18 protein-coding genes are annotated in these 22,020 nt (G+C 66.9%); 14 read left to right on the forward strand and 4 right to left on the reverse strand.

Translation table 11 applies throughout. The features are described from left to right. Nucleotides 1-77: 77 nt before the first annotated feature. From CUJ89_RS09010 to CUJ89_RS09030, 5 genes are all read left to right on the forward strand, one after another. Entirely contained in the window at nucleotides 78-1,382 is a 1,305-nt protein-coding gene (locus CUJ89_RS09010; protein ID WP_114177025.1) for an MFS family transporter, read from the forward strand. Nucleotides 1,383-1,622: 240 nt separating this feature from the next. Beyond that, complete coding sequence (locus CUJ89_RS09015) at nucleotides 1,623-3,557, forward strand: rhomboid family intramembrane serine protease (protein WP_114177026.1); 1,935 nt, start codon at nucleotides 1,623-1,625, stop codon at nucleotides 3,555-3,557. 175 nt (nucleotides 3,558-3,732) lie between these two features. Continuing rightward, entirely contained in the window at nucleotides 3,733-4,548 is an 816-nt protein-coding gene (locus tag CUJ89_RS09020) for an ABC transporter substrate-binding protein (RefSeq protein ID WP_114177027.1), read from the forward strand. Nucleotides 4,549-4,647: 99 nt separating this feature from the next. Continuing rightward, the gene (locus CUJ89_RS09025; protein WP_114177028.1) at nucleotides 4,648-5,370 is read left to right on the forward strand and encodes an amino acid ABC transporter permease; all 723 of its coding nucleotides are present in this window, start codon (nucleotides 4,648-4,650) and stop codon (nucleotides 5,368-5,370) included. Nucleotides 5,371-5,372: 2 nt separating this feature from the next. Further along, nucleotides 5,373-6,098: an amino acid ABC transporter permease gene (locus tag CUJ89_RS09030; RefSeq protein ID WP_114178551.1), complete on the forward strand. Its 726-nt coding sequence runs from the start codon at nucleotides 5,373-5,375 to the stop codon at nucleotides 6,096-6,098. A gap of 181 nt (nucleotides 6,099-6,279) precedes the next feature. Here the strand turns inward: CUJ89_RS09030 and CUJ89_RS09035 are convergent, their stop codons facing one another. Further along, nucleotides 6,280-7,536 (reverse strand): M23 family metallopeptidase, encoded by a 1,257-nt coding sequence (locus tag CUJ89_RS09035; protein ID WP_114177029.1) that lies wholly within the window; start codon nucleotides 7,534-7,536, stop codon nucleotides 6,280-6,282. Between the two features lie 328 nt (nucleotides 7,537-7,864). Continuing rightward, nucleotides 7,865-8,515 carry a TetR family transcriptional regulator gene (locus CUJ89_RS09040; protein ID WP_114177030.1) on the reverse strand — a complete coding sequence of 217 codons (651 nt, stop codon included), beginning with the start codon at nucleotides 8,513-8,515 and terminating at the stop codon, nucleotides 7,865-7,867. A gap of 150 nt (nucleotides 8,516-8,665) precedes the next feature. Here CUJ89_RS09040 and CUJ89_RS09045 point away from each other — a divergent pair, with 150 nt between their 5' ends. From CUJ89_RS09045 to CUJ89_RS09080, 7 genes are all read left to right on the forward strand, one after another. Beyond that, nucleotides 8,666-9,865: a MexX/AxyX family multidrug efflux RND transporter periplasmic adaptor subunit gene (locus tag CUJ89_RS09045; protein WP_114177031.1), complete on the forward strand. Its 1,200-nt coding sequence runs from the start codon at nucleotides 8,666-8,668 to the stop codon at nucleotides 9,863-9,865. Nucleotides 9,866-9,884: 19 nt separating this feature from the next. Continuing rightward, nucleotides 9,885-13,022 carry a multidrug efflux RND transporter permease subunit gene (locus CUJ89_RS09050; protein WP_114177032.1) on the forward strand — a complete coding sequence of 1,046 codons (3,138 nt, stop codon included), beginning with the start codon at nucleotides 9,885-9,887 and terminating at the stop codon, nucleotides 13,020-13,022. Further along, complete coding sequence (locus CUJ89_RS09055; RefSeq protein WP_114178552.1) at nucleotides 13,022-14,482, forward strand: efflux transporter outer membrane subunit; 1,461 nt, start codon at nucleotides 13,022-13,024, stop codon at nucleotides 14,480-14,482. Before CUJ89_RS09050 ends, CUJ89_RS09055 begins: the two co-directional genes overlap by 1 nt. 830 nt (nucleotides 14,483-15,312) lie before the next feature. Next, nucleotides 15,313-15,825, forward strand: coding sequence for a fimbrial protein (locus CUJ89_RS09065; protein ID WP_114177033.1), 513 nt, complete (start codon nucleotides 15,313-15,315; stop codon nucleotides 15,823-15,825). A gap of 120 nt (nucleotides 15,826-15,945) precedes the next feature. Then, a complete protein-coding gene (locus CUJ89_RS09070; RefSeq protein WP_114177034.1) occupies nucleotides 15,946-18,399 on the forward strand; it encodes a fimbria/pilus outer membrane usher protein in 2,454 nt (817 codons plus the stop codon). 16 nt (nucleotides 18,400-18,415) lie between these two features. Next, complete coding sequence (locus CUJ89_RS09075; protein ID WP_114178553.1) at nucleotides 18,416-19,162, forward strand: molecular chaperone; 747 nt, start codon at nucleotides 18,416-18,418, stop codon at nucleotides 19,160-19,162. After that, on the forward strand, nucleotides 19,159-20,181 hold the full coding sequence (locus CUJ89_RS09080; protein WP_114177035.1) for a fimbrial protein: 1,023 nt from the start codon (nucleotides 19,159-19,161) through the stop codon (nucleotides 20,179-20,181). The genes CUJ89_RS09075 and CUJ89_RS09080 overlap by 4 nt, the downstream gene beginning before the upstream one ends. A gap of 72 nt (nucleotides 20,182-20,253) precedes the next feature. Here the strand turns inward: CUJ89_RS09080 and CUJ89_RS38230 are convergent, their stop codons facing one another. Both CUJ89_RS38230 and CUJ89_RS09085 read right to left on the reverse strand, forming a co-directional pair. Continuing rightward, nucleotides 20,254-20,391 carry an HHHH-motif protein gene (locus CUJ89_RS38230; protein ID WP_014897078.1) on the reverse strand — a complete coding sequence of 46 codons (138 nt, stop codon included), beginning with the start codon at nucleotides 20,389-20,391 and terminating at the stop codon, nucleotides 20,254-20,256. A 46-nt stretch (nucleotides 20,392-20,437) separates the two neighbouring features. Continuing rightward, nucleotides 20,438-20,689, reverse strand: a complete 252-nt coding sequence (locus tag CUJ89_RS09085) for a hypothetical protein (protein WP_114178554.1) — start codon at nucleotides 20,687-20,689, stop codon at nucleotides 20,438-20,440. A 324-nt stretch (nucleotides 20,690-21,013) separates the two neighbouring features. On the opposite strand from CUJ89_RS09085, the gene CUJ89_RS09090 reads away from it, so the two are divergent. Together CUJ89_RS09090 and CUJ89_RS09095 are read left to right on the forward strand one after the other, a co-directional pair. After that, nucleotides 21,014-21,682, forward strand: coding sequence for an RNA polymerase factor sigma-70 (locus CUJ89_RS09090; protein WP_114177036.1), 669 nt, complete (start codon nucleotides 21,014-21,016; stop codon nucleotides 21,680-21,682). Nucleotides 21,683-21,770: 88 nt separating this feature from the next. Continuing rightward, nucleotides 21,771-22,013, forward strand: a complete 243-nt coding sequence (locus tag CUJ89_RS09095; RefSeq protein ID WP_114177037.1) for an MbtH family protein — start codon at nucleotides 21,771-21,773, stop codon at nucleotides 22,011-22,013. Nucleotides 22,014-22,020: the final 7 nt, after the last annotated feature.

Below are 22,020 nucleotides of genomic sequence, written 5' to 3' on the forward strand. Positions count from 1 at the left end.
ACCGGTGCCACGCGCGACCGCACGCGGCGGCCCCGAGCCGTCTCGCCCAGAAAGCACTAAAAGGAACAGACCAACCCATGGACGTCCAGACCGACCAAGCTGCGCTATCCGCGCATGACACCCGGCGGCGCGTGTTCGCCATCGTCGGCGCCTCATCGGGCAACCTCGTCGAGTGGTTCGATTTTTATATCTACTCGTTCTGCGCGCTGTACTTCGCGCCGGCGTTCTTCCCGAGCGGCAACACGACGACGCAGCTGCTGAACACGGCCGGCGTGTTCGCGGCCGGCTTCCTGATGCGTCCGATCGGCGGCTGGCTGTTCGGCCGCATCGCCGACCGTCACGGCCGCCGCGCCGCGATGATGATCTCGGTGCTGATGATGTGCGGCGGTTCGCTCGTGATCGCGGTGCTGCCGACCTACGCGCAGATCGGCGCGCTCGCGCCGGCGCTGCTGCTGGTCGCGCGCCTGTTCCAGGGCCTGTCGGTGGGCGGCGAATACGGCACGAGCGCGACCTACATGAGCGAGGTCGCGCTGAAGGGCCGGCGCGGCTTCTTCGCGTCGTTCCAGTACGTGACGCTGATCGGCGGCCAGCTGTGCGCGCTGCTGGTGCTCGTGGTCCTGCAGCAGACGCTGTCGACCGACGAGCTGAAGGCGTGGGGCTGGCGCGTGCCGTTCGTGGTCGGCGCGGCGGCCGCGCTGATCTCGCTGTACCTGCGGAAATCGCTCGACGAGACCTCGACCAGCGCGTCGCGCGACAAGAAGGACGCCGGCACGATCCGCGGCGTGTGGCAGCACAAGGGCGCATTCTTCACGGTGGTCGGCTTCACGGCCGGCGGCTCGCTGATCTTCTACACGTTTACCACGTACATGCAGAAGTACCTCGTGAACACGGCCGGCATGCACGCGAAGACAGCCAGCAACGTGATGACCGTCGCGTTGCTCGTCTACATGCTGATGCAGCCGGTGTTCGGCGCGCTGTCCGACCGGATCGGCCGCCGCACGTCGATGATCCTGTTCGGCTCGTTCGCGGTGATCGGCACGGTGCCGCTGATGCATGCGCTGAAGGACGTGACGAGCCCGGTGGCCGCGTTCGTGCTGATCACGGTCGCGCTGGCGATCGTCAGCTTCTACACGTCGATCAGCGGCCTCATCAAGGCCGAGATGTTCCCGCCCGAAGTGCGCGCGATGGGCGTCGGCCTGTCGTACGCGGTCGCGAACGCGATCTTCGGCGGCTCGGCCGAGTACGTCGCGCTGTGGTTCAAGTCGGTCGGCAGCGAGGAAACCTTCTACTGGTACGTGACCGTGCTGTGCGCGATCTCGTTGATCGTGTCGTGGCGGATGCGCGATCCGAGCAAGGAAGGGTACCTGCGTCACGAGCCGTGACCGGTTGCGCGCTCGAGCGCAAGCTCATCGTGCCGCGCGCGATAACGATATCGAAATCGATTCGTTGCTGGTGGCGGGCGCGCCGCTTAACCTGAATCCGTAGTTCGTGTGACACCTCCTTGACTGGGATTCACGCCCGCTGCCTGCAGCGGGCGTTTTTTTGTTCCGGTCGTTCGCGTGTCCGGGATATACAATCGGCAGCGCCCGTCCGAGGCGCCATCGACGATTGAAAAAATATCCATGAAAGAACAACGATCATCCATTCCGGGCCTGACGATCCTGCTGGCCGTCGTCAATCTCGCCGTCTTCCTGCTGATGTGGCGGCAGGCATCGTACGGCGCGCTGCCGAACAGCCTGTTGCTCGGCTGGGGCGCCAATTTCGCGCCGTATACGCTGACCGGGCAGCCGTGGCGCCTGCTGACCAGCGCGTTCCTGCACGGCGGCTGGCAGCATCTGGCGCTGAACCTCTACATGCTGATCGTGCTCGGCACCGTGCTCGAGCGCGCGGGCGGCTCGCTGCGGTTCGGCGTCGCGTACCTGCTGTCGGCGCTCGGTGGCTCGCTGTTGAGCGCGCTCTGGTCCGGGTATCACGAGGTCGGCGCAATGCAGGTCGCGTTCGGCATCGTGTTGCCGACGAGCGGCATCCGCCCGGTCGTCAGCGTCGGCGCGTCGGGCGCGCTGATGGGGCTGGCCGGCGCGGCCGCCGCGTTCGCATTGCACCGGCGCGTGGACAGCGGCCGCGATGCGAGCGTCGTCATCAATCTCGGCGCGGTGGCCCAGGTGATCGCCATCAACCTGGTGTCGGGGTTCTTCATTTCCGGTATCGACCAGGCGGCGCATCTGGGTGGCGTCGTCACGGGTTTCGTCGTCGGCTGGATACTGTACGGCTTTCGTCCTTCGGGCGCATCGCTGCGCGGCGCGGTCCTGCCGGTCGCGCTGGCGGTGCTGGGCAGCGGCGCGATGATGTTCGCGGCGCAGCGCGCGGGCAGCGCCGAGCTGCAGGAGCTGCGCACGGCCGTGGACCGCGAGCGCGCGCAGGACGACGCGCGGCAGCAGGCGAAGCGCGATGCGGACACGATCGCCGAGCAGATTCGCGACGACGAGCAGCATCGCGCCGCGCCCGTGTCGGCGGAGCTGGCCGCGGGTACGGTCGTCCCGGTCGGCAAGGGCACCTATGCAATGGTGATGGGCGCATCGGGCAAGCGCCTGTACATCACCGACAACGACGCGAACACGCTCGTCGTCGTCGACGTCGACAAGCGCGCGGTGGTCCGCACGATTGCCGGAGAGCCGTTCAAGACGGGGCTCGACGGTTGTCCGGGCAACATGTGCCGCGGCCGCGGCGCAAGCGGGGTAGTTGTCAGCCCGGACGAGCGCTATGCGTACGTGACGTCGATGCGCGAGGGCAGCGTCGTGCGCATTGATCTGGCGAGTGGCAAGATCGTCGACAGCGCGACGCTCGGCCGGTTTCCGCGCGCGATCGTCGCATCGGCATCGCACGACAGGCTCTACGTGCTGAACGGCGTCGACGACACGGTGTCCGTCGTCAGCATCACGTACTGGCCGCAGGTCGTCGCGACGCTGAAACTGGGCGACGGCGACGGGGCGGGCGTCGAGTTCGGGCGGCCGCTGTCGATGTGGCTGTCGCCGGACGGCAAGCAACTGAACGTCAACGCGATGCAGAAAGGCACGATCGTCGCGTTCGATACGTCGACGAACGAGCCGGTCCGCTCGTATCCGCTCGATGCGGGCTTCATCCAGGCGGAACCGGGCGCGCCGGGCGCGGGAACGTGGCTCTACGGCGCGTCGTCGGTCAAGTGGGTGGACCCGGCGAGCCTGGCGCCGCTGAAGACCTATCCGGTCTGCCAGACTTCGGCGCACGGTTTTGACGGCAGCGGCGACGGCAAGCTGATCGCCGTGACCGCATACGACGGCTCGCCGATGCGCGTGATCAAGGTGGCGACCCGCCGCACCGTCGGCGAATTTCCGGTGGCGGGCGGCGTGTCGCAGGTGATCTTCGCGCCGGACCATCGCACGCTCTACGCACTGGGCGCTGCGGGCACGCTGTCGTTCCTCAGCATGGACCGCTCGCTCGATTACCTGAAGGACACGGACGGAGGCGAGTTCCTGTGTGCGGCGTCCGCGGACGGGGAAGCGGGCGGCGACGGCGAGTGATCGCCTTGCTCGCCTCATGACCAAACCCGCAGAGCAAAGCACCATTTGTTGGTTCGGATTCGCCGCGCGCGCTGATACGTTAGCGGCTTCGCGACCACACACGCCGTCGCGATGTTCCTCGAACCGGGCCGCCGCGCGATCCGCGGCGGCCTTCATAACAAATCAGGTCGTGCTCATGAAAATCCACACACTCGCTACGTGGCTCGTCGGGGCTGCGCTCGTCACGGCAGGCACCGTCGCGCATGCGGACCGCCTCGACGATATCAAGAAAGCCGGCGTGCTGCGCGTCGCGACGTTCGACAGCAATCCGCCGTTCGGCTATGTCGATGCCAGGAACAACCACATCGTCGGCCTCGATGTCGATTATGCGAAGGCGCTTGCCGACAAGCTCGGCGTGAAGCTGCAGCTCCAGCCGACCAACCCCGCGAACCGCATTCCGTTCCTGACGTCCGGCAAGGTCGATCTCGTGCTCGCGAACTTCACGATCACCGACGAACGTGCGAAGCAGGTCGATTTCAGCATTCCGTATTTTTCGTCGGGCCAGCAGTTTCTCGCGAAGAAGGGCGTGCTGAAATCGGCCGACCAACTCAACGGGCTGCGCGTCGGCGCCGACAAGGGCACGACGAACGAGATCGCGCTGCGCGAGAAATTCCCGAAGGCGACGATCGTCGCGTATGACGACACGCCGTTCGCGTTCGCCGCGCTGCGCGCCGGCAACGTGCAGGCGATCACGCAGGACGGCCCGAAGCTGATCGGGTTGCTCGCGAACGTGCCTGACAAGCAGAACTACGAGATTCCGGCATTCACGATCTCGAACGACTACATGGGGGTCGGCGTGCCGAAGGGCGAGACGCGCCTGCTCGGCTTCGTCAACGACACGCTGAAGGGCCTCGAGGCGAACGGCCGCGCCGTGCAGATCTACGACGCATGGTTCGGGCCGACGACGAAGACGCCGCTCACGCGCATCTTCCGGATCGGCGACAAGACCTGATCCGCACCGCACCGCACGCGCGTCGCGACGTACCGGAACATCGGCAGCGCGGCGCTTTCCGTTTTCTTCCGATCGCGCGCTTCGCGCCCGCACCACAGCATGCTCGGGTTGGCTCCCAAATATCTGTCCTGGCTCTGGCAGGGCTTCCTGCTGACACTCGGCCTCGCGGCCGCGTCGGCCGTCGCCGCGACCGCCGGCGGGCTGCTGCTCGCGGTCATGCGTCATGCGAGCGGCACGGCGCCGCGCATGGCGGCAGCCGCGTACGTCGTCGCGTTCCGCAACACGCCGCTGCTCGTGCAGCTGCTGTTCTGGTATTTCGGTGTCGCGTCGTTGCTGCCCGACACATGGATCGCGTGGCTGAATGCGCGGCATGCATTGAGCGCGGGCCCGTTCACACTCGCGTGGCCGTCGTTCGAATTCGTCGCGGGCTGGGTCGGGCTGAGCGCCTATACGGCCGCGTTCGTCGCCGAGGAATGCGAAGCCGGCCTGCGTGGCGTGCGGCGCGCGCAGCATGACGCGGCAGCCGCGCTCGGCCTCACGCCGATGCAGTCGCTGCGTTACGTGGTGCTGCCGCAGGCCGTGCGCATCGCGTTGCCGCCGCTGTTCGGTCAATACATGAATCTCGTGAAGAACTCGTCGCTCGCGATGGCGATCGGCGTGGCCGAGCTGTCGTACGCATCGCGGCAGGTCGAGACCGAGACGTTCAAGACCTTCGCTGCGTTCGGTGTCGCGACCTTGCTGTACGTCGCGGCGGTAGCCGCGATCGAGGCCGGTGCATACGCGGCCACGCAATGGCGCGACCGGCTGGGAGCGGGGCGCTGACGATGGACTTTTCGCTGCTGCTCGCCAACCTGCCGTACCTGCTTGTCGGCGCATTCCCGGACGGCCCGCTCGGCGGCGCCGCGCTGTCGCTGGTGCTGGCGATCGCGTCGGCCGTTGCATCGGCCGTGCTCGGCATCGCGCTCGGCGTGGCGATGGCGCTCGCACGCGGCCCGGCGCGCGTGCTGCTGCTCGCGTTCATTGGCTTTTTCCGCGCGATTCCCGTGCTGATGCTGATCTTCTGGACATACTTCCTGATGCCCATGCTGCTGCACATGGACGTGCCGGGGCTCGCGACGGTGGTATGCGCGCTCGCGCTGATCGGCGGCGCCTATCTCGCGCATGCGGTGCATGCGGGCATCGTCGCGGCAGGCGACGGGCAATGGCAGGCCGGGCTGTCGCTCGGGCTTACGCGCTGGCAGACGGTGCGTCATGTGCTGCTGCCGCAGGCGATCCGGATCATGACGCCGTCGTTCGTCAACCAGTGGGTCGCGCTCGTGAAGGACACGTCGCTCGCGTATATCGTCGGCGTGCCGGAACTGTCGTTCGTCGCGACGCAGGTGAACAACCGGCTGATGGTGTATCCGGCGCCGATTTTCCTGTTCGTCGCGGTGATCTATCTGGTGCTGTGCACGTCGCTCGACGGCGCGGCGCGCTGGCTGCTGTCGCGCCGTCCGCGCGCGGAACGCGCCGCGCAGGCGGCGGCCGAGCGCACGGAGCCCACGCGGTGATGGTGTGCCGCTGCGATGGCAGCGGCCGCCGCGAACTGCCGGTGAGGAAGCATCGGTGAGCGAGTATCCGCACGGACAGCGCACCGGGCCGGCCGGGCCTGGCGTGCAGTACGGACAAGGGCGGTAGAGGAGCTGCCGCCCGCGCTGCCGCTCATCGAGCGGCAGCGGGCGGCTCGCGTCGTTACGACGCCGAGTAGTGCGTATTGAAGACCGCGCGCAGCGTCGATTTGTCGGTCGCGAAGTCGCCCCACAGCGGCCCGTCGTTCTGCGCGAACGCAAACGGTGCCGTATCGATCGACGCGAGGCGGAAGCGCCACTGCGCCGCTTCCTGGCGGAACGCGGTGAGCTGCATGTCGGACAGCGCCGTCTGCGCGCTGGCGAGCGTGACGAGCGGATCGACCGGATCGTTCGCGACGCGCACTTCGAAATGCAGGTGCGGGCCCGTTGCGGCGCCCGTCATCCCGACCGAGCCGATACGCTGGCCCTGCTTCACGGTTTCGCCCGTCTTGAGCCCGCGCGCGAATGCGGACAGGTGCGCGTAGTAGGTCGAGTAGCCGTCCGCGTGATCGACGATCACGTAGCGGCCGTAGCCGCCCGGATCGGTGCCGACGAACGACACGACGCCGTCGGCCGCTGCGTCGACGGGCGTGCCGCTCGGCGCGGCGAGATCGACGCCCGTATGGAACGCCATCGCCTGCGACAGCGGATGGATGCGCTCGCCGAAGAACGAGCTGATGCGCGTCCACTTGACCGGCATCGTGAACGCGGCGGCTTCGAGCGGCGAACCGTCGAGCGTGTAGTACGCACCGTGTTCGGCGCCCGGCGCGCGGAACCAGATCGCACCGAACGTGCGGCCGGCGACGCGCAACTCGAGCGCGGTGAGGCGCGGCGTGCCGTCGTTGGTATCGAATGCGACGCGGTAATAGTCGCCGCGCTGCGCACTCGCGCGCATCGCGACCTTGCCGCTGACGAGATCGCCGAACTGGATGCGCACTTCGGGCGGCACGTCGAGACGGTTCAGCGTATCGGACAGCGTGAGCTCGATGTCGCCCGCGCGCATCCCGTGCTGGTTTTCGGGCGACGCGAACTGGAACAGGCTCGTATAGCCGAGCATGTCGTTGCGGTGCGCGCTGAGCGGCGCGAACAGGCCCGGCTGCACGTTGCGGTCGTTGCGTTCATTGCGCTCGCCGATCGTGCGGGCGAGCTCGTTCGTCACGAAATGCTGCGCGGTGGGAAACGGCGTGTCGGACAGCACGCGCTGCGGCAGCGCGGCCGTGCCCGAGTCGACGGCGCCCGGCAGTTGCGACACGGCTGGCAGCGCGGCGGCGAGGCCGAGTGCGGCGAGGGCGCCGAGCACGGCGGCCGGCACGAGCGCGCGCACGACGCGCTGCGCGCGGCCGGGCGCGACAGCATCAGGGGTTACGGCAGGCTTGACCAAGGTGTCCACATCCAGGAAGGCGGTTCAAAGGGGTGTGGGCAGGGGCCGCCGGCGGCACATCCGTCGGCGACGGGGCGGGTGGCGGGCGTGCAACAAAACAGGCCCCGCCAGGGGCCTGTATCGTTCCCGTTCGACCCAACGCGCGGGGCGGCCCGCTTCGAACGGCGGCGTGCATGCCGGGTCGAACCCGGTTATCACGAAGACGCTAAAGAAAGATGACAGCGTCAGTCTACCGATGTTCCGCAAAATGTTAAAAATTTTAAAGGGGGTCGGCTCATTCGTTTCGCAGTGCGGTAAATCGGGTTAAATCAGCATTTATTACGACAATTCACGTCAGCCCGGCAATTTGTGCGCGGCCATGCAGCGCGGCGGACGTTCGGATGGCGTCGAAGCCGGCGTCGAGCATCGCTTCGGCGTCGTTCCACAGGTTGCCGCGCAGCCGGTTGGTCCAGATCATCGACGCGAACACGCCTTCGAGCAGCGACACGAGATAGACGGCAGCCAGATGCACGTCGAGATCGGCGGCGATTTCGCCGGCCGCGATCGCACGGCGCAGCAGCGCCTTCGTGATCCGCAGCATCTGCAGCTCGAGCAGCATGCGGCGCCGCTGCAGCGCGCCGTTTTCCTCGCTCTGCTCGCACTTCGTATAGAGGATCACGAGCACGCGCTGCATCGGGCCCGGCTCGCCGCATTCCTGCAGGTAGTGCGAGGCGGCGCGCCGCAGCGTGTCGAGTGGCGGCAGGCCGTCGCCCGCGTCGAAACCTTCCGACGTGCGCGCGAACGCTCGGTCGCACATCGCGAGACACACTTCCATCTTGTTGCGGTAGTGGCCGTAGACGGCGCCCCGCGACATCCCGGCGGCCTCGGCGAGGTCCGCCATCGCGGTTTGCGCGACGCCTTTCTCGAGCAGCACGAGCTCGGCGGCGTCGAGGATCCGGTGCTTGATGGCGAGCGATTCTTCCCGGGTCTTGCGGGCCATGTCGTGAGTTTCCTTACAATTCGCTGTCGTTTTATTGAGACAGTGTGGCGGTCGGATTGAAACAGCGTTTAATTAATCAGTCGTGACTGATTATAATCGGCCACCCTGAGCCGCCGCATTGTATCGGCGGCGAACGATCCGAGGTCATAGATGAATAACAATCGCTTCCTGTTGCGCCACCGGCTGGCGCCATTCGCGCTGGCGGCCGTGCTGGCCGTGGCCGGCTGCGGAAAGGGCGACAAGGACGCAGCGCCGGAGACCGCGAAGCAGGCGACCGTCGTGACGGTACGCCCGACGGCCGTGCCGATGACCGTCGAATTGCCGGGCCGGCTCGACGCATACCGGCAGGCGGAAGTGCGCGCGCGGGTCGCGGGCATCGTTACCGCGCGCACCTACGAGGAAGGCCAGGAAGTGAAGCAGGGCGCGGTGCTGTTCCGCATCGATCCAGCGCCGCTGAAGGCCGCGCGCGACGCCGCGCAGGGCGCGCTCGCGAAGGCGCAGGCCGCCGCGCTCGCGGCGAGCGACAAGCGCCGCCGGTACGACGATCTCGTGCGCGACCGCGCGGTGAGCGAGCGCGACCACACCGAAGCCGTCGCCGACGACACGCAGGCGAAGGCCGGGGTCGCGTCCGCGAAGGCCGAACTCGCGCGTGCGCAGTTGCAGCTCGACTATGCGACCGTCACCGCGCCGATCGCGGGCCGCGCACGGCGCGCGCTCGTGACCGAAGGCGCGCTCGTCGGCCAGGACCAGGCGACGCCGCTCACGACCGTCGAACAGCTCGATCCGATCTACGTGAACTTCTCGCAGCCGGCCGCCGACGTCGACGCGCTGCGCCGCGCGGTGAAGAGCGGACGCGCGACGGGCATTGCACAGCACGACATCGCGGTGACGCTGTTGCGCGCCGATGGGTCCGCGTATCCGTTGAAAGGCAAGCTGCTGTTCAGCGATCTCGCGGTCGATCCGACCACCGACACCGTCGCGATGCGCGCGCTGTTCCCGAATCCGGAGCGCGAGCTGCTGCCGGGCGCGTATGTACGGATCGCGCTCGACACGGCGGTCGACCAGCGGGCGATCCTCGTGCCGCGCGACGCGCTGCTGCGCACGACCGACCGCACGTCGGTGCGCGTGGTCGGCGCGAGCGGCAAGGTCAAGGACGTCGAGGTCGTCGCCGACCAGATGAGCGGCCATGACTGGCGCATCACGCGCGGCCTGACGGGCGGCGAGCGCGTGATCGTCGACAACGCCGCGCAGTTCGCGCCCGATACGGCCGTCAAGCCCGTCGAGCAGGCGCCGCCGTCGAAGGTGGCGCCGGCAGCGGCCGCTTCGCACGCGGCCGCCCGTCAAACCTGACCGGTTCAAACCAATCACCATGGCACGTTTCTTCATCGATCGCCCCGTCTTCGCGTGGGTGATCGCAATCTTCATCATGCTGGGCGGCGCGTTCGCGATCCGCGCGCTGCCCGTTGCGCAGTACCCGGACATCGCGCCGCCCGTCGTCAGCATCTATGCAACGTACCCGGGCGCGTCCGCGCAGGTCGTCGAGGAATCGGTGACTGCGCTGATCGAGCGCGAAATGAACGGCGCGCCGGGGCTGATGTATACGTCCGCGACGAGCAGCGCCGGGGCGGCGTCGCTGTACCTGACGTTCAAGCAGGGCGTGAACGCCGATCTCGCGGCCGTCGAAGTGCAGAACCGGCTGAAGACGGTCGAGGCGCGGCTGCCCGAGCCCGTGCGCCGCGACGGCATCCAGGTCGAGAAGGCCGCCGACAACATCCAGCTCGTGGTGTCGCTCACGTCCGACGACGGCCGGATGACCGACGTGCAGCTCGGCGAGTATGCGTCGGCGAACGTCGTGCAGGCGCTGCGCCGCGTCGACGGCGTCGGCAAGGTGCAGTTCTGGGGCGCCGAATATGCGATGCGGATCTGGCCCGACCCGGTGAAGATGGCCGGGCACGGCCTCACCGCGTCGGACCTCGCGTCGGCCGTGCGCGCGCACAACGCGCGCGTGACGATCGGCGACATCGGCCGCAGCGCGGTGCCGGACAGCGCGCCGATCGCGGCGACCGTGTTCGCCGACGCACCGCTGAAGACGCCGGCCGAATTCGGCGCGATCGCGCTGCGCACGCAGGCCGACGGCTCCGCGCTGACCCTGCGCGACGTCGCGCGCATCGAGTTCGGCGGCAACGACTACAACTATCCGTCGTACGTGAACGGCAAGGTCGCGACCGGGATGGGCATCAAGCTCGCGCCGGGCTCGAACGCGGTGTCCACCGAGAAGCGCGTGCGTGCGGCGATGGACGAGCTGTCCGCGTACTTCCCGCCGGGCGTGAAGTACCAGATCCCGTACGAGACGTCGTCGTTCGTGCGCGTGTCGATGAACAAGGTCGTCACGACGCTGATCGAGGCCGGCGTGCTCGTGTTCCTCGTGATGTTCCTGTTCATGCAGAACCTGCGCGCGACGCTGATCCCGACGCTCGTCGTGCCGGTCGCGCTCGCGGGTACGTTCGGCGTGATGTACGCGGCCGGCTTCTCGATCAACGTGCTGACGATGTTCGGGATGGTGCTCGCGATCGGCATCCTGGTCGACGACGCGATCGTCGTGGTCGAGAACGTCGAGCGGCTGATGGTCGAGGAAGGGCTCGGCCCGTACGACGCGACTGTCAAGGCGATGACGCAGATCAGCGGCGCGATCGTCGGGATTACGGTCGTGCTGACGTCGGTGTTCGTGCCGATGGCGTTCTTCGGCGGCGCGGTGGGCAACATCTACCGGCAGTTCGCGCTGTCGCTCGCGGTGTCGATCGGCTTCTCGGCGTTTCTTGCGTTGTCGCTGACGCCCGCGCTGTGCGCGACGCTGCTCAAGCCCGTGTCCGGCGAGCATCATGAGAAGCGCGGCTTCTTCGGCTGGTTCAACCGTTTCGTCGCGCGTTCGACGCAGCGCTACGCGACGCGCGTCGGCGCGATGCTGAAGAAGCCGGTGCGCTGGCTGGTCGTCTACGGCGCGCTCACCGCGGCGGCGGCGCTGATGCTCATGCAACTGCCGACCGCGTTCCTGCCGGACGAGGACCAGGGCAATTTCATGGCGATGGTGATCCGGCCGCAAGGCACGCCGCTTGCGGAAACGATGCAGAGCGTGCGCGAGGTCGAGTCGTACATCCGCAACGATGAGCCGGCCGCGTATACGTTCGCGCTCGGCGGTTTCAACCTGTACGGCGAAGGGCCGAACGGCGGGATGATCTTCGTCACGCTGAAAAACTGGAAGGAGCGCAAGGCCGCGCGCGATCACGTGCAGGCGATCGTCGCGCGCATCAACGCACGCTTCGCGGGCACGCCGAACACGACGGTGTTCGCGATGAATTCGCCGGCGCTGCCCGATCTCGGCTCGTCGAGCGGCTTCGACTTCCGGCTGCAGAACCGCGGCGGGCTCGACTATGCGACGTTCAGCGCCGCGCGCGAGCAGTTGCTCGCGGCGGGCGGCAAGGACCGGGCGCTCACCGACCTGATGTTTGCCGGCACGCAGGACGCGCCGCAACTGAAGCTCGACATCGATCGCGCGAAGGCCTCCGCGCTCGGCGTGTCGATGGACGAGATCAACACGACGCTCGCGGTGATGTTCGGCTCCGACTATATCGGCGACTTCATGCACGGCACGCAGGTGCGGCGCGTGATCGTGCAGGCCGACGGGCTGCACCGGCTCGATCCGGACGACGTGAAGAAGCTGCGCGTGCGCAACGCGCGCGGCGAGATGGTGCCGCTCGCGGCGTTCACGACGCTGCACTGGACGCTCGGACCGCCGCAGCTCACGCGCTACAACGGCTACCCGTCATTCACGATCAACGGTTCGGCTGCCGAGGGCCACAGCAGCGGCGAGGCGATGGCCGCGATCGAGCGGATCGCGGCGAAGTTGCCGGCCGGCATCGGTTACTCATGGTCGGGGCAGTCGTTCGAGGAGCGGCTGTCGGGCGCGCAGGCGCCGATGCTGTTCGCGCTGTCGGTGCTCGTCGTGTTCCTCGCGCTCGCGGCGCTTTACGAGAGCTGGTCGATCCCGTTCGCGGTGATGCTGGTCGTCCCGCTCGGCGTGATCGGCGCGGTGCTCGGCGTCACGCTGCGCGGGATGCCGAACGACATCTATTTCAAGGTGGGGCTGATCGCGACGATCGGGCTGTCCGCGAAGAACGCGATCCTGATCGTCGAAGTCGCGAAGGATCTGGTCGCGCAGCGCATGTCGCTGGTCGACGCCGCGCTCGAGGCCGCGCGCCTGCGGCTGCGGCCGATCGTGATGACGTCGCTCGCTTTCGGCGTCGGCGTGCTGCCGCTCGCGTTCGCGTCGGGCGCCGCGTCCGGCGCGCAGATGGCGATCGGCACCGGCGTGCTCGGCGGCGTGATTACGGCGACCGTGCTCGCGGTGTTCCTCGTCCCGCTGTTTTTCGTGATCGTCGGCCGTCTGTTCGACGTCGGCCCGCGCCGACGCGGCGGGTCGCAACCGGCGACGATGGAGGGATCGCAATGATGTTTGCGCTGAATGCACGCGCGACGCTGCGGGTTCAGCTCGCGCTGGCCGCCGTGCTCGCGCTCGCCGGCTGCTCGCTCGCGCCACGCTACGAGCGCCCGGCGGCACCCGTGCCGGCCACCTATGCGCCGGCCGACGGCAGCGCATCGCCAGCTGCGGCACCGGGCGCCGAGTCCGATGTCGCGCTGCTCGACGACTGGCATGCGTATTTCACCGATCCGGCGCTGCAGGCGTGGATCGACGCGGCGCTCGCGAACAACCGCGACCTGCGGATCGCGGCCGGCCGGCTCGAGGAGGCCCGTGCGCTGTACGGCGTGCAGCGCGCGGACCTGATGCCGTCGGTCGATGCGAATCTCGGCTATGAACGTGCGCGCCAGTACGACCCGGTCGTGCGCGAAAGCGCGATCAGCGGGCTGTATCGCGCGGGCGTTGGTGTCAGCGCGTATGAACTCGACCTGTTCGGCCGCGTGCGCAACCTGTCCGATGCGGCGCTCGCCGAATATTTCGCGACGGCTGACGCGCAGCGCACGGTCCGCATCGGCGTGATCGCCGAAGTCGCGGGCGCGTACGTATCGGAGCGTTCGCTGTACGAGCAGCTCGCGCTGGCGCAGCGCACGCTGGACGCGCGCGAACGCATGGCCGCGCTCACGCAGCGCCGCTACGCGGCCGGCACGAGCGACGCGATCGAGCTGCGCTCGGCCGAGATGCTGGTGGCGTCCGCGCGTGCATCGCAGGCCGCGCTGCAGCGCGAGCATGCGCAGGCCGTGCGGGCGCTGCAGTTGCTCGCGGGCGATTTCGCGCGCAACGTGCCCGTCGACGCGACCGCGCTCGATACGCTGTCGATCGCGCCGGTGGCGCCTGGCGCACCGAGCGCGCTGCTCGAGCGGCGGCCGGACATCCGGCAGGCCGAGGCGCGGCTCAAGGCGGCGAACGCGCAGATCGGTGCCGCACGCGCGGCGTTCTTCCCGCGCATCGCGCTGACGACCGACTACGGCTCGGTCAGCGATGCGTTCTCGAGTTTGTTCGCGGGCGGCACGAGCGTGTGGACGTTCGCGCCGCGCATCACGCTGCCGATCTTCGCGGGTGGACGCAATCGCGCGAACCTCGACGTCGCGAACGCGCGCAAGCACATCGCCGTCGCCGAATACGAGAAGACGGTGCAGACCGCATTCCGCGAAGTGGCCGACGCGTTCGCCGCGCGCGACTGGATCGATCGCCAGCTTGCCGCGCAGCAGGACGTGTACACGGCCGACGGCGCGCGGCTGAAGCTCGCGGAGCGCCGCTACGCGGGTGGCGTCGCGACGTATCTCGAACTGCTCGACGCGCAGCGCAGCACGTACGAGTCGGGGCAGGAACTGATCCGGCTCAAGCAGCTCAGGCTCGCGAACGCGATCGCGCTGTACCGCGCGCTCGGCGGCGGCTGGGCGCCGGCATCGGCGGAGGCCGCGGCCTCCGCGTGATGCCCGTCGCCTGACGCCACCGCGCGCGGGCGACAAGACGGCGGCGGCACGATCCGACGTGCCGCCGCCGCTTCGACCGATAGCGTTACCCCGGCGATACCTTCCTTCGTCGACCCGCCAGCCAAACGTTTTTCATCCTTTGGCAGCGCGCAGGTGCACGTTCCGGAACATCCCGCATTCCGCGACCGATCGTGTCGCGACCCGGTGCAAACGTGTGCCGCGCCTCTTTCGTTCCCGTCTCCTGCAGTCTGTCGGCAAGTCGCGTTCCGACGGCTGCGCATGCGCGCGATTCCCGATCGGGAGTTGACGGTCGGATTAATCCGTGCATTGAAATTAATGAGAGTGGCAAAGTGTCGCAGTAAAACGTTTGTATTTATACCGCAATCGTTTGCGCAATGAATTTGGATTTTCGGAATAGCTGGTTAATTTCCTGTCTGTTGAAAATGATTTGATATTGGCGTTGTCGGTTGCCAACGGTGGCGGTATTGGACAATGTTTTGTCTTTTTCGGGGTGGATCTTGCATGATCCAATACCAGCAAGGGTGAGCGGGGTGGTTGCGGTTATTCGTCGAAAATATCTTTAATCTTCAATTGGTTCTGTCGAATAGAAAATGACTGCGGATAAAAATGACAGGATTGAAAATTGTCAGGAAATAATGTGATTTGAAGGGCGTAAATCGGACATTGTCAGAGGCATTTGACAATGATTTACAGAATTCTTTCATGATTATCTCGATAATGCCGCCTCGTGACGGACGGGAGCCAACCACACGCTGCCGTTTGAGTCCGCCACGTCGTCCATTCCATTTGCACTCCTTACGGGAAACGTCATGAAAAAATCCATCCTGACCGCTGTCGCACTCGCGGCCCTGTCCACCTCGGCCTTCGCAGCGGGCACCGGCACGATCAACTTCACGGGCGAGATCGTCGCGGGTGCGTGCGGCATCGATTCGGGCTCGGTCAACCAGACCGTGAACCTCGGCAAGGTGCCGACCAACGTGTTCAAGCAGGCAGGCGACAAGTCCACGCCGACCAACTTCGACATCAAGCTGACCGACTGCGACACGAGCATCGCGCAGAACGCGTACTTCACGTTCACGGGCACGTCGAGCGCGGGCCAGCCGAAGCTGCTCGCCACGATCGGTTCGGCAACCAACGTCGGCATCCGCCTGCAGGCCGCGTCGGGCGAATACCTCGACAACGGCGCCGAGCAGAAGGCCCCGACCTTGCTGCAAAACGGCACGAACACCGCACGCTTCGCAGCGATGTACGAAGCGACGGCAGCCGGCGTGACGCCGGGTACCGCCGACGGCGTCGCGAACTTCACGGTCCGCTACCAGTAAGCCGCCGCACCGGGGAAGGGTGCACGCACCCTTCCTCGTTCATTTTCCCTCCCGTTTTTCTCCTCCTCGGACTTTCGGTAGCGCCGCGTGCGAATCAGACATTCCTTCCTTTGCGTCTCCGTGCTGGTCGTCGGCAGCCAGGGCCATGCGACGGAATTCAATTCGTCGTTTCTGAACATCGACGGCACGGGCAATGTCGATCTGTCGCAGTTCTCGCAGGCCGACTTCACGCTGCCGGGCGAGTACATGCTCGACGTGCAGGTCAACGACCTGTTCTACGGGCTGCAGTCGGTCGAGTTCATCGCCGTCGACGCGTCCGGAGCGGGCAAGCCGTGCCTGCGCCCGGAGCTCGTCGCGCAGTTCGGGCTGAAGCCGTCGCTCGCGAAGGACCTGCCGCGCTTCCAGGGCGGACGTTGCGTCGATCTGGGCGCGATCGAGGGGGCGACCGTGCGTTACCTGAAGAGCGACGGACGGCTCAAGATCACGATTCCGCAGGCCGCGCTCGAGTTCACCGATTCGACCTATCTGCCGCCGGAGCGCTGGTCCGAAGGGATTCCGGGCGCGATGCTCGACTATCGCGTGATCGCGAACACGAACCGCAACCTCGGTGCGGGCGGCGGGCAGACGAATTCGATCCAGGCCTACGGGACAGTCGGCGCGAACTGGGACGCATGGCGTTTTCGCGGCGACTACCAGGCGCAGTCGAACGTGGGCAACACGGCGTACGCGGACCGCGCGTTCCGCTTCAGCCGGCTTTACGCATTTCGCGCGCTGCCGTCGATCCAGTCGACGGTGACGTTCGGCGACGACTACCTGACTTCCGACATTTTCGACACGTTCGCGCTGACGGGCGCGTCGATCCGCAGCGACGACCGCATGCTGCCGCCGTCGCTGCGCGGCTATGCGCCGCTGATCGCGGGCGTCGCGCGCACCAACGCAACCGTGACCGTGTCGCAGGCGGGGCGCGTGCTGTACGTGACGCGCGTGTCGCCGGGCGCCTTTGCGCTGCAGAACATCAACACGAGCGTGCAGGGCACGCTCGACGTCGCGGTCGAGGAAGAGGACGGCAGCGTGCAGCGCTTCCAGGTGACGACCGCCGCCGTGCCGTTCCTCGCGCGCACGGGGCAGTTGCGCTACAAGGCCGCGGTCGGCAAGCCGCGCCTGTTCGGCGGCGCGGGCATCACGCCGTTCTTCGGCTTCGGCGAAATTGCGTACGGCCTGCCGTTCGACGTCACGGTGTATGGCGGCTTCATCGCCGCGTCGGGCTATACGTCGATCGCGCTCGGCGTCGGCCGCGATTTCGGCGCGTTCGGCGCGGTGTCGGCCGACGTCACGCATGCGCGGGCGCGCCTGTGGTGGAACGGCGCAACGCGCAACGGCAACTCGTATCGCGTCAACTATTCGAAGCACTTCGACGGGCTCGATGCCGACGTGCGCTTCTTCGGCTATCGCTTCTCCGAACGCGAATACACGAACTTCGCGCAATTCTCGGGCGACCCGACCGCGTACGGCCTCGCCAACAGCAAGCAGCGCTACTCGGCGACGATGTCGAAGCGCTTCGGCGACACGTCGACCTATTTCTCGTACGACCAGACGACCTACTGGGCGCGCGTGTCGGAGCAGCGTGTCGGCCTCACGCTGACACGCGCGTTCTCGATCGGCGCGCTGCGCAACCTGAACGTCAGCTTGTCGGCATTTCGCACGCAGAGCGCGGGCGCGAGCGGCAACCAGTTCTCGGTTACCGCGACGCTGCCGATCGGCGGCCGCCACACCGTCACGTCGAACCTGACGACGGGCAGCGGCAGCACGAGCGTGAACGCAGGCTACATCTACGACGATCCGGATGGCCGCACCTACCAGGTCAACGCGGGCGCGACCGACGGCCGCGCGTCGGCGAACGCGAGCTACCGCCAGCGCACGTCGGCGTACCAGCTCACCGCGCAGGCGTCGACGCTCGCCAATGCGTATGCGGCCGCGTCGCTCGAAGTCGACGGCTCGTTCGTCGCGACGCAGTACGGCGTCTCCGCGCACGCGAACGGCAACGCGGGCGATACGCGGCTGCTGGTGTCGACCGACGGCGTGCCCGACGTGCCGCTGTCCGGCACGCTCACGCATACCGATTCGCGCGGTTATGCCGTGCTCGACGGCATCTCGCCGTACAACGTGTACGACGCGACCGTCAACGTCGAGAAGCTGCCGCTCGAAGTGCAGGTGACGAACCCGATCCAGCGCATGGTGCTGACCGACGGCGCGATCGGCTTCGTGAAGTTCTCCGCCGCGCGCGGCAGCAACCTGTACCTGACGCTGACCGACCCGGCCGGCAAGCCGTTGCCGTTCGGTGCTTCGGTGCAGGACACGGCGAACGGCAAGGAGCTCGGCATCGTCGGCGAGGGCGGTGCGGCGTTCCTGACCCAGGTCCAGCCGAAGTCCACGCTTGCGGTGCGCGCGGGCGAACGCACGCTCTGCACGGTCGACGCACTGCCGAACCAGCTCCAACTCGAAGGCACGCCGATCCCGGTGACGTGCCAGACGCCCGGCGAGTCGCATGCAGCGGCCGCGCGGGTCGAACGATGATTTCACGGATCCTGAGATGAAAAATCCTTTCTCCCTTTCTTTCCCGCGGCGCGCGTCGTACGTGCTCGCAACCGCCGGCGCGCTGCTCGCGGGCGCCGCGCAGGCGGCGATCGTGCCCGACCGCACGCGCGTGATCTTCAACGAAGGCGAACAGGCCGCGATCGTCACGATCACCAACAAGAGCACGACGTATCCGTATCTCGTGCAGTCGTGGCTCGAGGATGCGAAAGGCAACAAGATCACGTCGCCACTGATGGTCGTGCCGCCGCTGCAACGCGTCGAGGCGAACGAGCGCAACGTGCTGCGGATCGCGAAGCTGCCGGGCACCGAGTTGCCGGCGGATCGCGAATCGGTGTTCTACCTGAACATCCGCGAAGTGCCGCCGAAGACCGATACGCCGAACACGCTGCAGATCGCGCTGCATACGCAGATGAAGCTGTTCTACCGGCCGAAGGCCGTGCAGCCCGCGCGCGACGAGGACTGGACGCTGCCGATGACGCTGCGGGTGGACGCGGCCGCGCACAAGCTGGTGTTCGACAACCCGACGCCGTACCACGTGACGGTGGTCGACGTGAGCGCGGGCGCGCAGAAGACGCCGGTGCCGATGGAGCCGGTGATGGTGAGCCCGATGAGCACGGCCGACGTGCCGTTCAAGGCCGCGACGCCGTTGACGCTGTTCGTCACGCATATCGACGATTACGGCGGCCAGGTGGCGGTCGAGTATGCGTGCGATGCGGGTGCTTGCAAGAGCGTGAAGAAATGAGCGGGGGAATGCGTCGACGGGTGTCGCCCGTAGGGTGGCTGCGCTGGGCCGTACTCGCGCTGCTGATCGTGGCCGTGCAGCCCGCGTGGGCATTGCGCTGCCTGACCAACAGCGGCGCGACTTCGCTGACCGAGCCGATCGGCGGGGTCGCATCGTATCCGACCGATGCACCCGATGGCTACGTGATCTGGGTGTCGCCGGTGCGCACGACGTCGGGGTATTGCTACAAGGACCTGGGCGACGACAGCAGCCTGAAGGTCGTCGACAACATTTACTTTTACGCGAACCCGAATCGCACGAACCTCGCCGCATGGGGGCTCGAGATCGGTATCCGCTACCAGGGCGTCGACTATTTCGACAAGACCAGCAATCGCGGCGGCGGGGTATTTACCGGGTATTCGGTACCGCCGTGCAGCAAGTACGACTTCGACCGCGGGCGTTGCCAGCAGACGCGAATCAGCATCGACTACCAGGTCGTCGTGCGCAAGAAGGGCAACTGGGTCCAGCCGCCGAGCGATATCTACACGGTGTTCCAGTTCGACGGCGAGTTCGGGCTGAACGCGTATAGCCCGAGCTTCCAGTACCGCCTGAGCGGCCTGCGCAACCTCAAGCCGACGCCGTGCTTCGTCGACGTGCTCGTGACGCCCGAACCGGGCATCGTCAATTTCGGGCAGGTGCAGGCGGTCGGCAACGGCTTCCTGCCGGCCGTGCCGCGCAAGCGGTTCTCGTTGTCGCTGACCAAGAAATGCAACGTCGCGGTCCGGGTCGACGGGTACTTCGAAACGAGCTATCCGGTTCAGAACGGCTTGCTGGTGCCCGCGAAGGACAGCAACTTCGGCATCGGGATCGAAGACAGCACGGGCAAGGCGATTCCGTTCAACGAACAGTTCACGCTGGCGCAATTCCCGTCCAACGTCATGAATCAGAGCGTGCTGATGGACGCGGTGCTGAAGTCTTTCGGATCACCGAAGATCGGACGGTTCGACGCGACGGCGACGATCCGGTTGTTCATCTACTGACCTGCGCCGGGTTCGGCGGAATGAAAAAAAGCGCCGGCAAGCCGGCGCTATTTCGCATCTGCTGCGCGATGCTCAGCGCACCCAGCGGCACACCTTGTGATGGTGATGCTCGAAATGGCACACGCGGTGCGGATGCGCTTCGGCGATGGCCGGCACGAGCACGGCGGCGGCGACGGCGGCGGCAGTCAGGGTTTTCAGTAGCGTCTTCATGTTGAGGTCATGTCGTTGAATAGCGGGTCACGGGAGCGGAAGGGCATTACCACTGCGGCCGCTGATCGTCCCGGCGGTTGTCCCGGTGGTCGTCCCGGCGATCGTCGCGGCGGTCGTCATGCCCGCGAGAATGCTGCGCTTCCCAGTCGTGGCGCTCCCAGTAGCGATTTCCGTCCCAGTAACGATCGCCATGCCAGCCGATCGTGACTTCGGCCGGGCCCGGGTACGCGACGCACCCTGTCAGCATCACGCTCGACAGCGCGCCAACCAGAACAGCGGATAACACGATGGATTTCATATTGTTCTCCCTTGGAAACAGCAAGTCGATCGTACGTGCCCCCAAAATTTCACGTCGTAATAAGTTGCTACGGCAAATGACGGGTGCAGGCGTTTCGTCAGGTACGTGAAAGGCCGTATCGGCGCGGCGCAAGCCGTGCGCGCCGCACAAGATTTCCGATAGCCGGCGCCGCGGCCAACTGCGTGCGGCCCGTCTGCCCGGGCAACGATTTCGGCAATTGTTCAGACAAATCCTGACAGCTGAAAGGGTTATCTCGTAATCGTATTGAGAATGATTTGCGTTTACGTTAAATTGACCTATCTCAGAATTTGACGGAGCAGATCGATGGCCATGGCGGAAGTGCTCGACCGATCGGCGGCGGCAACGGCGAACCCGTTCGCCGGCTGTTGTCCGGACCTGCCGTCGCGCGCCGCGCCGCGCGCGCGACGTGCCGCGGCGCCCCGCGCACAGGGCGCGCTGCTCGACGTGCTGATCTCGCATCGCGCGATGCTCGTCAATGTCGCGCGCGGCTTCGTCGGCTGCGCGAGCCGTGCCGAGGACGTCGTGCACGACGTGTTCGTGAAGCTCGTCGAATTCCCGAACCAGGACGCGGTGCGCCAGCCGGTCGCCTACGTGGCGCGGATGGTGCGCAATGCGTCGATCGATGCGTGCCGCCGGCAGAGCCTCGAAAACGTCTATCACACGGAAGAGGACGACGGCTACGACGTGCCGTCGCCCGAACCGACGCCCGAAGCCGCGCTGATGACGCGCGATACGCTGCGGCGCGTGTGGGCCGCGCTCGACGACCTGCCGGCGCGCAGCCGCGCGGCATTCGAGATGGTGCGATTGCGCGAGGAGACGCTGCAGACCGCGGCGCGCGCGCTGAACGTGTCGCAGACGCTCGTGCATTTCATGGTGCGCGACGCGGAGCGCCACTGCGCGGAATGCCTCGACGCATGCCATCGCGGCGTCGCGTGCCCGGTCTTCCTGGGCGGCCGCGCGCGGCGGCGGTAAAAAAATGCGCCGGCCAATCGTCTATCAGACAGGAGCGGCCGAATCCGCCGCTTCCCATCCTTCAACCGTCTCCCGCTTTTTTCCGATCATGACGCAAGCCACGACGCCTTCCGCCGACACCGACGATCTCGTCTATACGGTCGTCATCAACGACGAAGAACAGTATTCGATCTGGCCGACCTTCCGGCCCGTGCCGGCCGGCTGGCGCGAGGTCGGCGTGAGCGGGCCGAAGGCCGACTGTCTCGCGCACATCGAGACCGTCTGGACCGACATGCGCCCCGCAAGCCTGCGCCGCGCGATGGACGGCGAGCGCGTGTCGCGCGCATCGTGATCCGCTG

It is taken from the genome of Burkholderia pyrrocinia, from assembly GCF_003330765.1.
Classification (GTDB): Bacteria; Pseudomonadota; Gammaproteobacteria; order Burkholderiales; family Burkholderiaceae; genus Burkholderia; species Burkholderia pyrrocinia_B.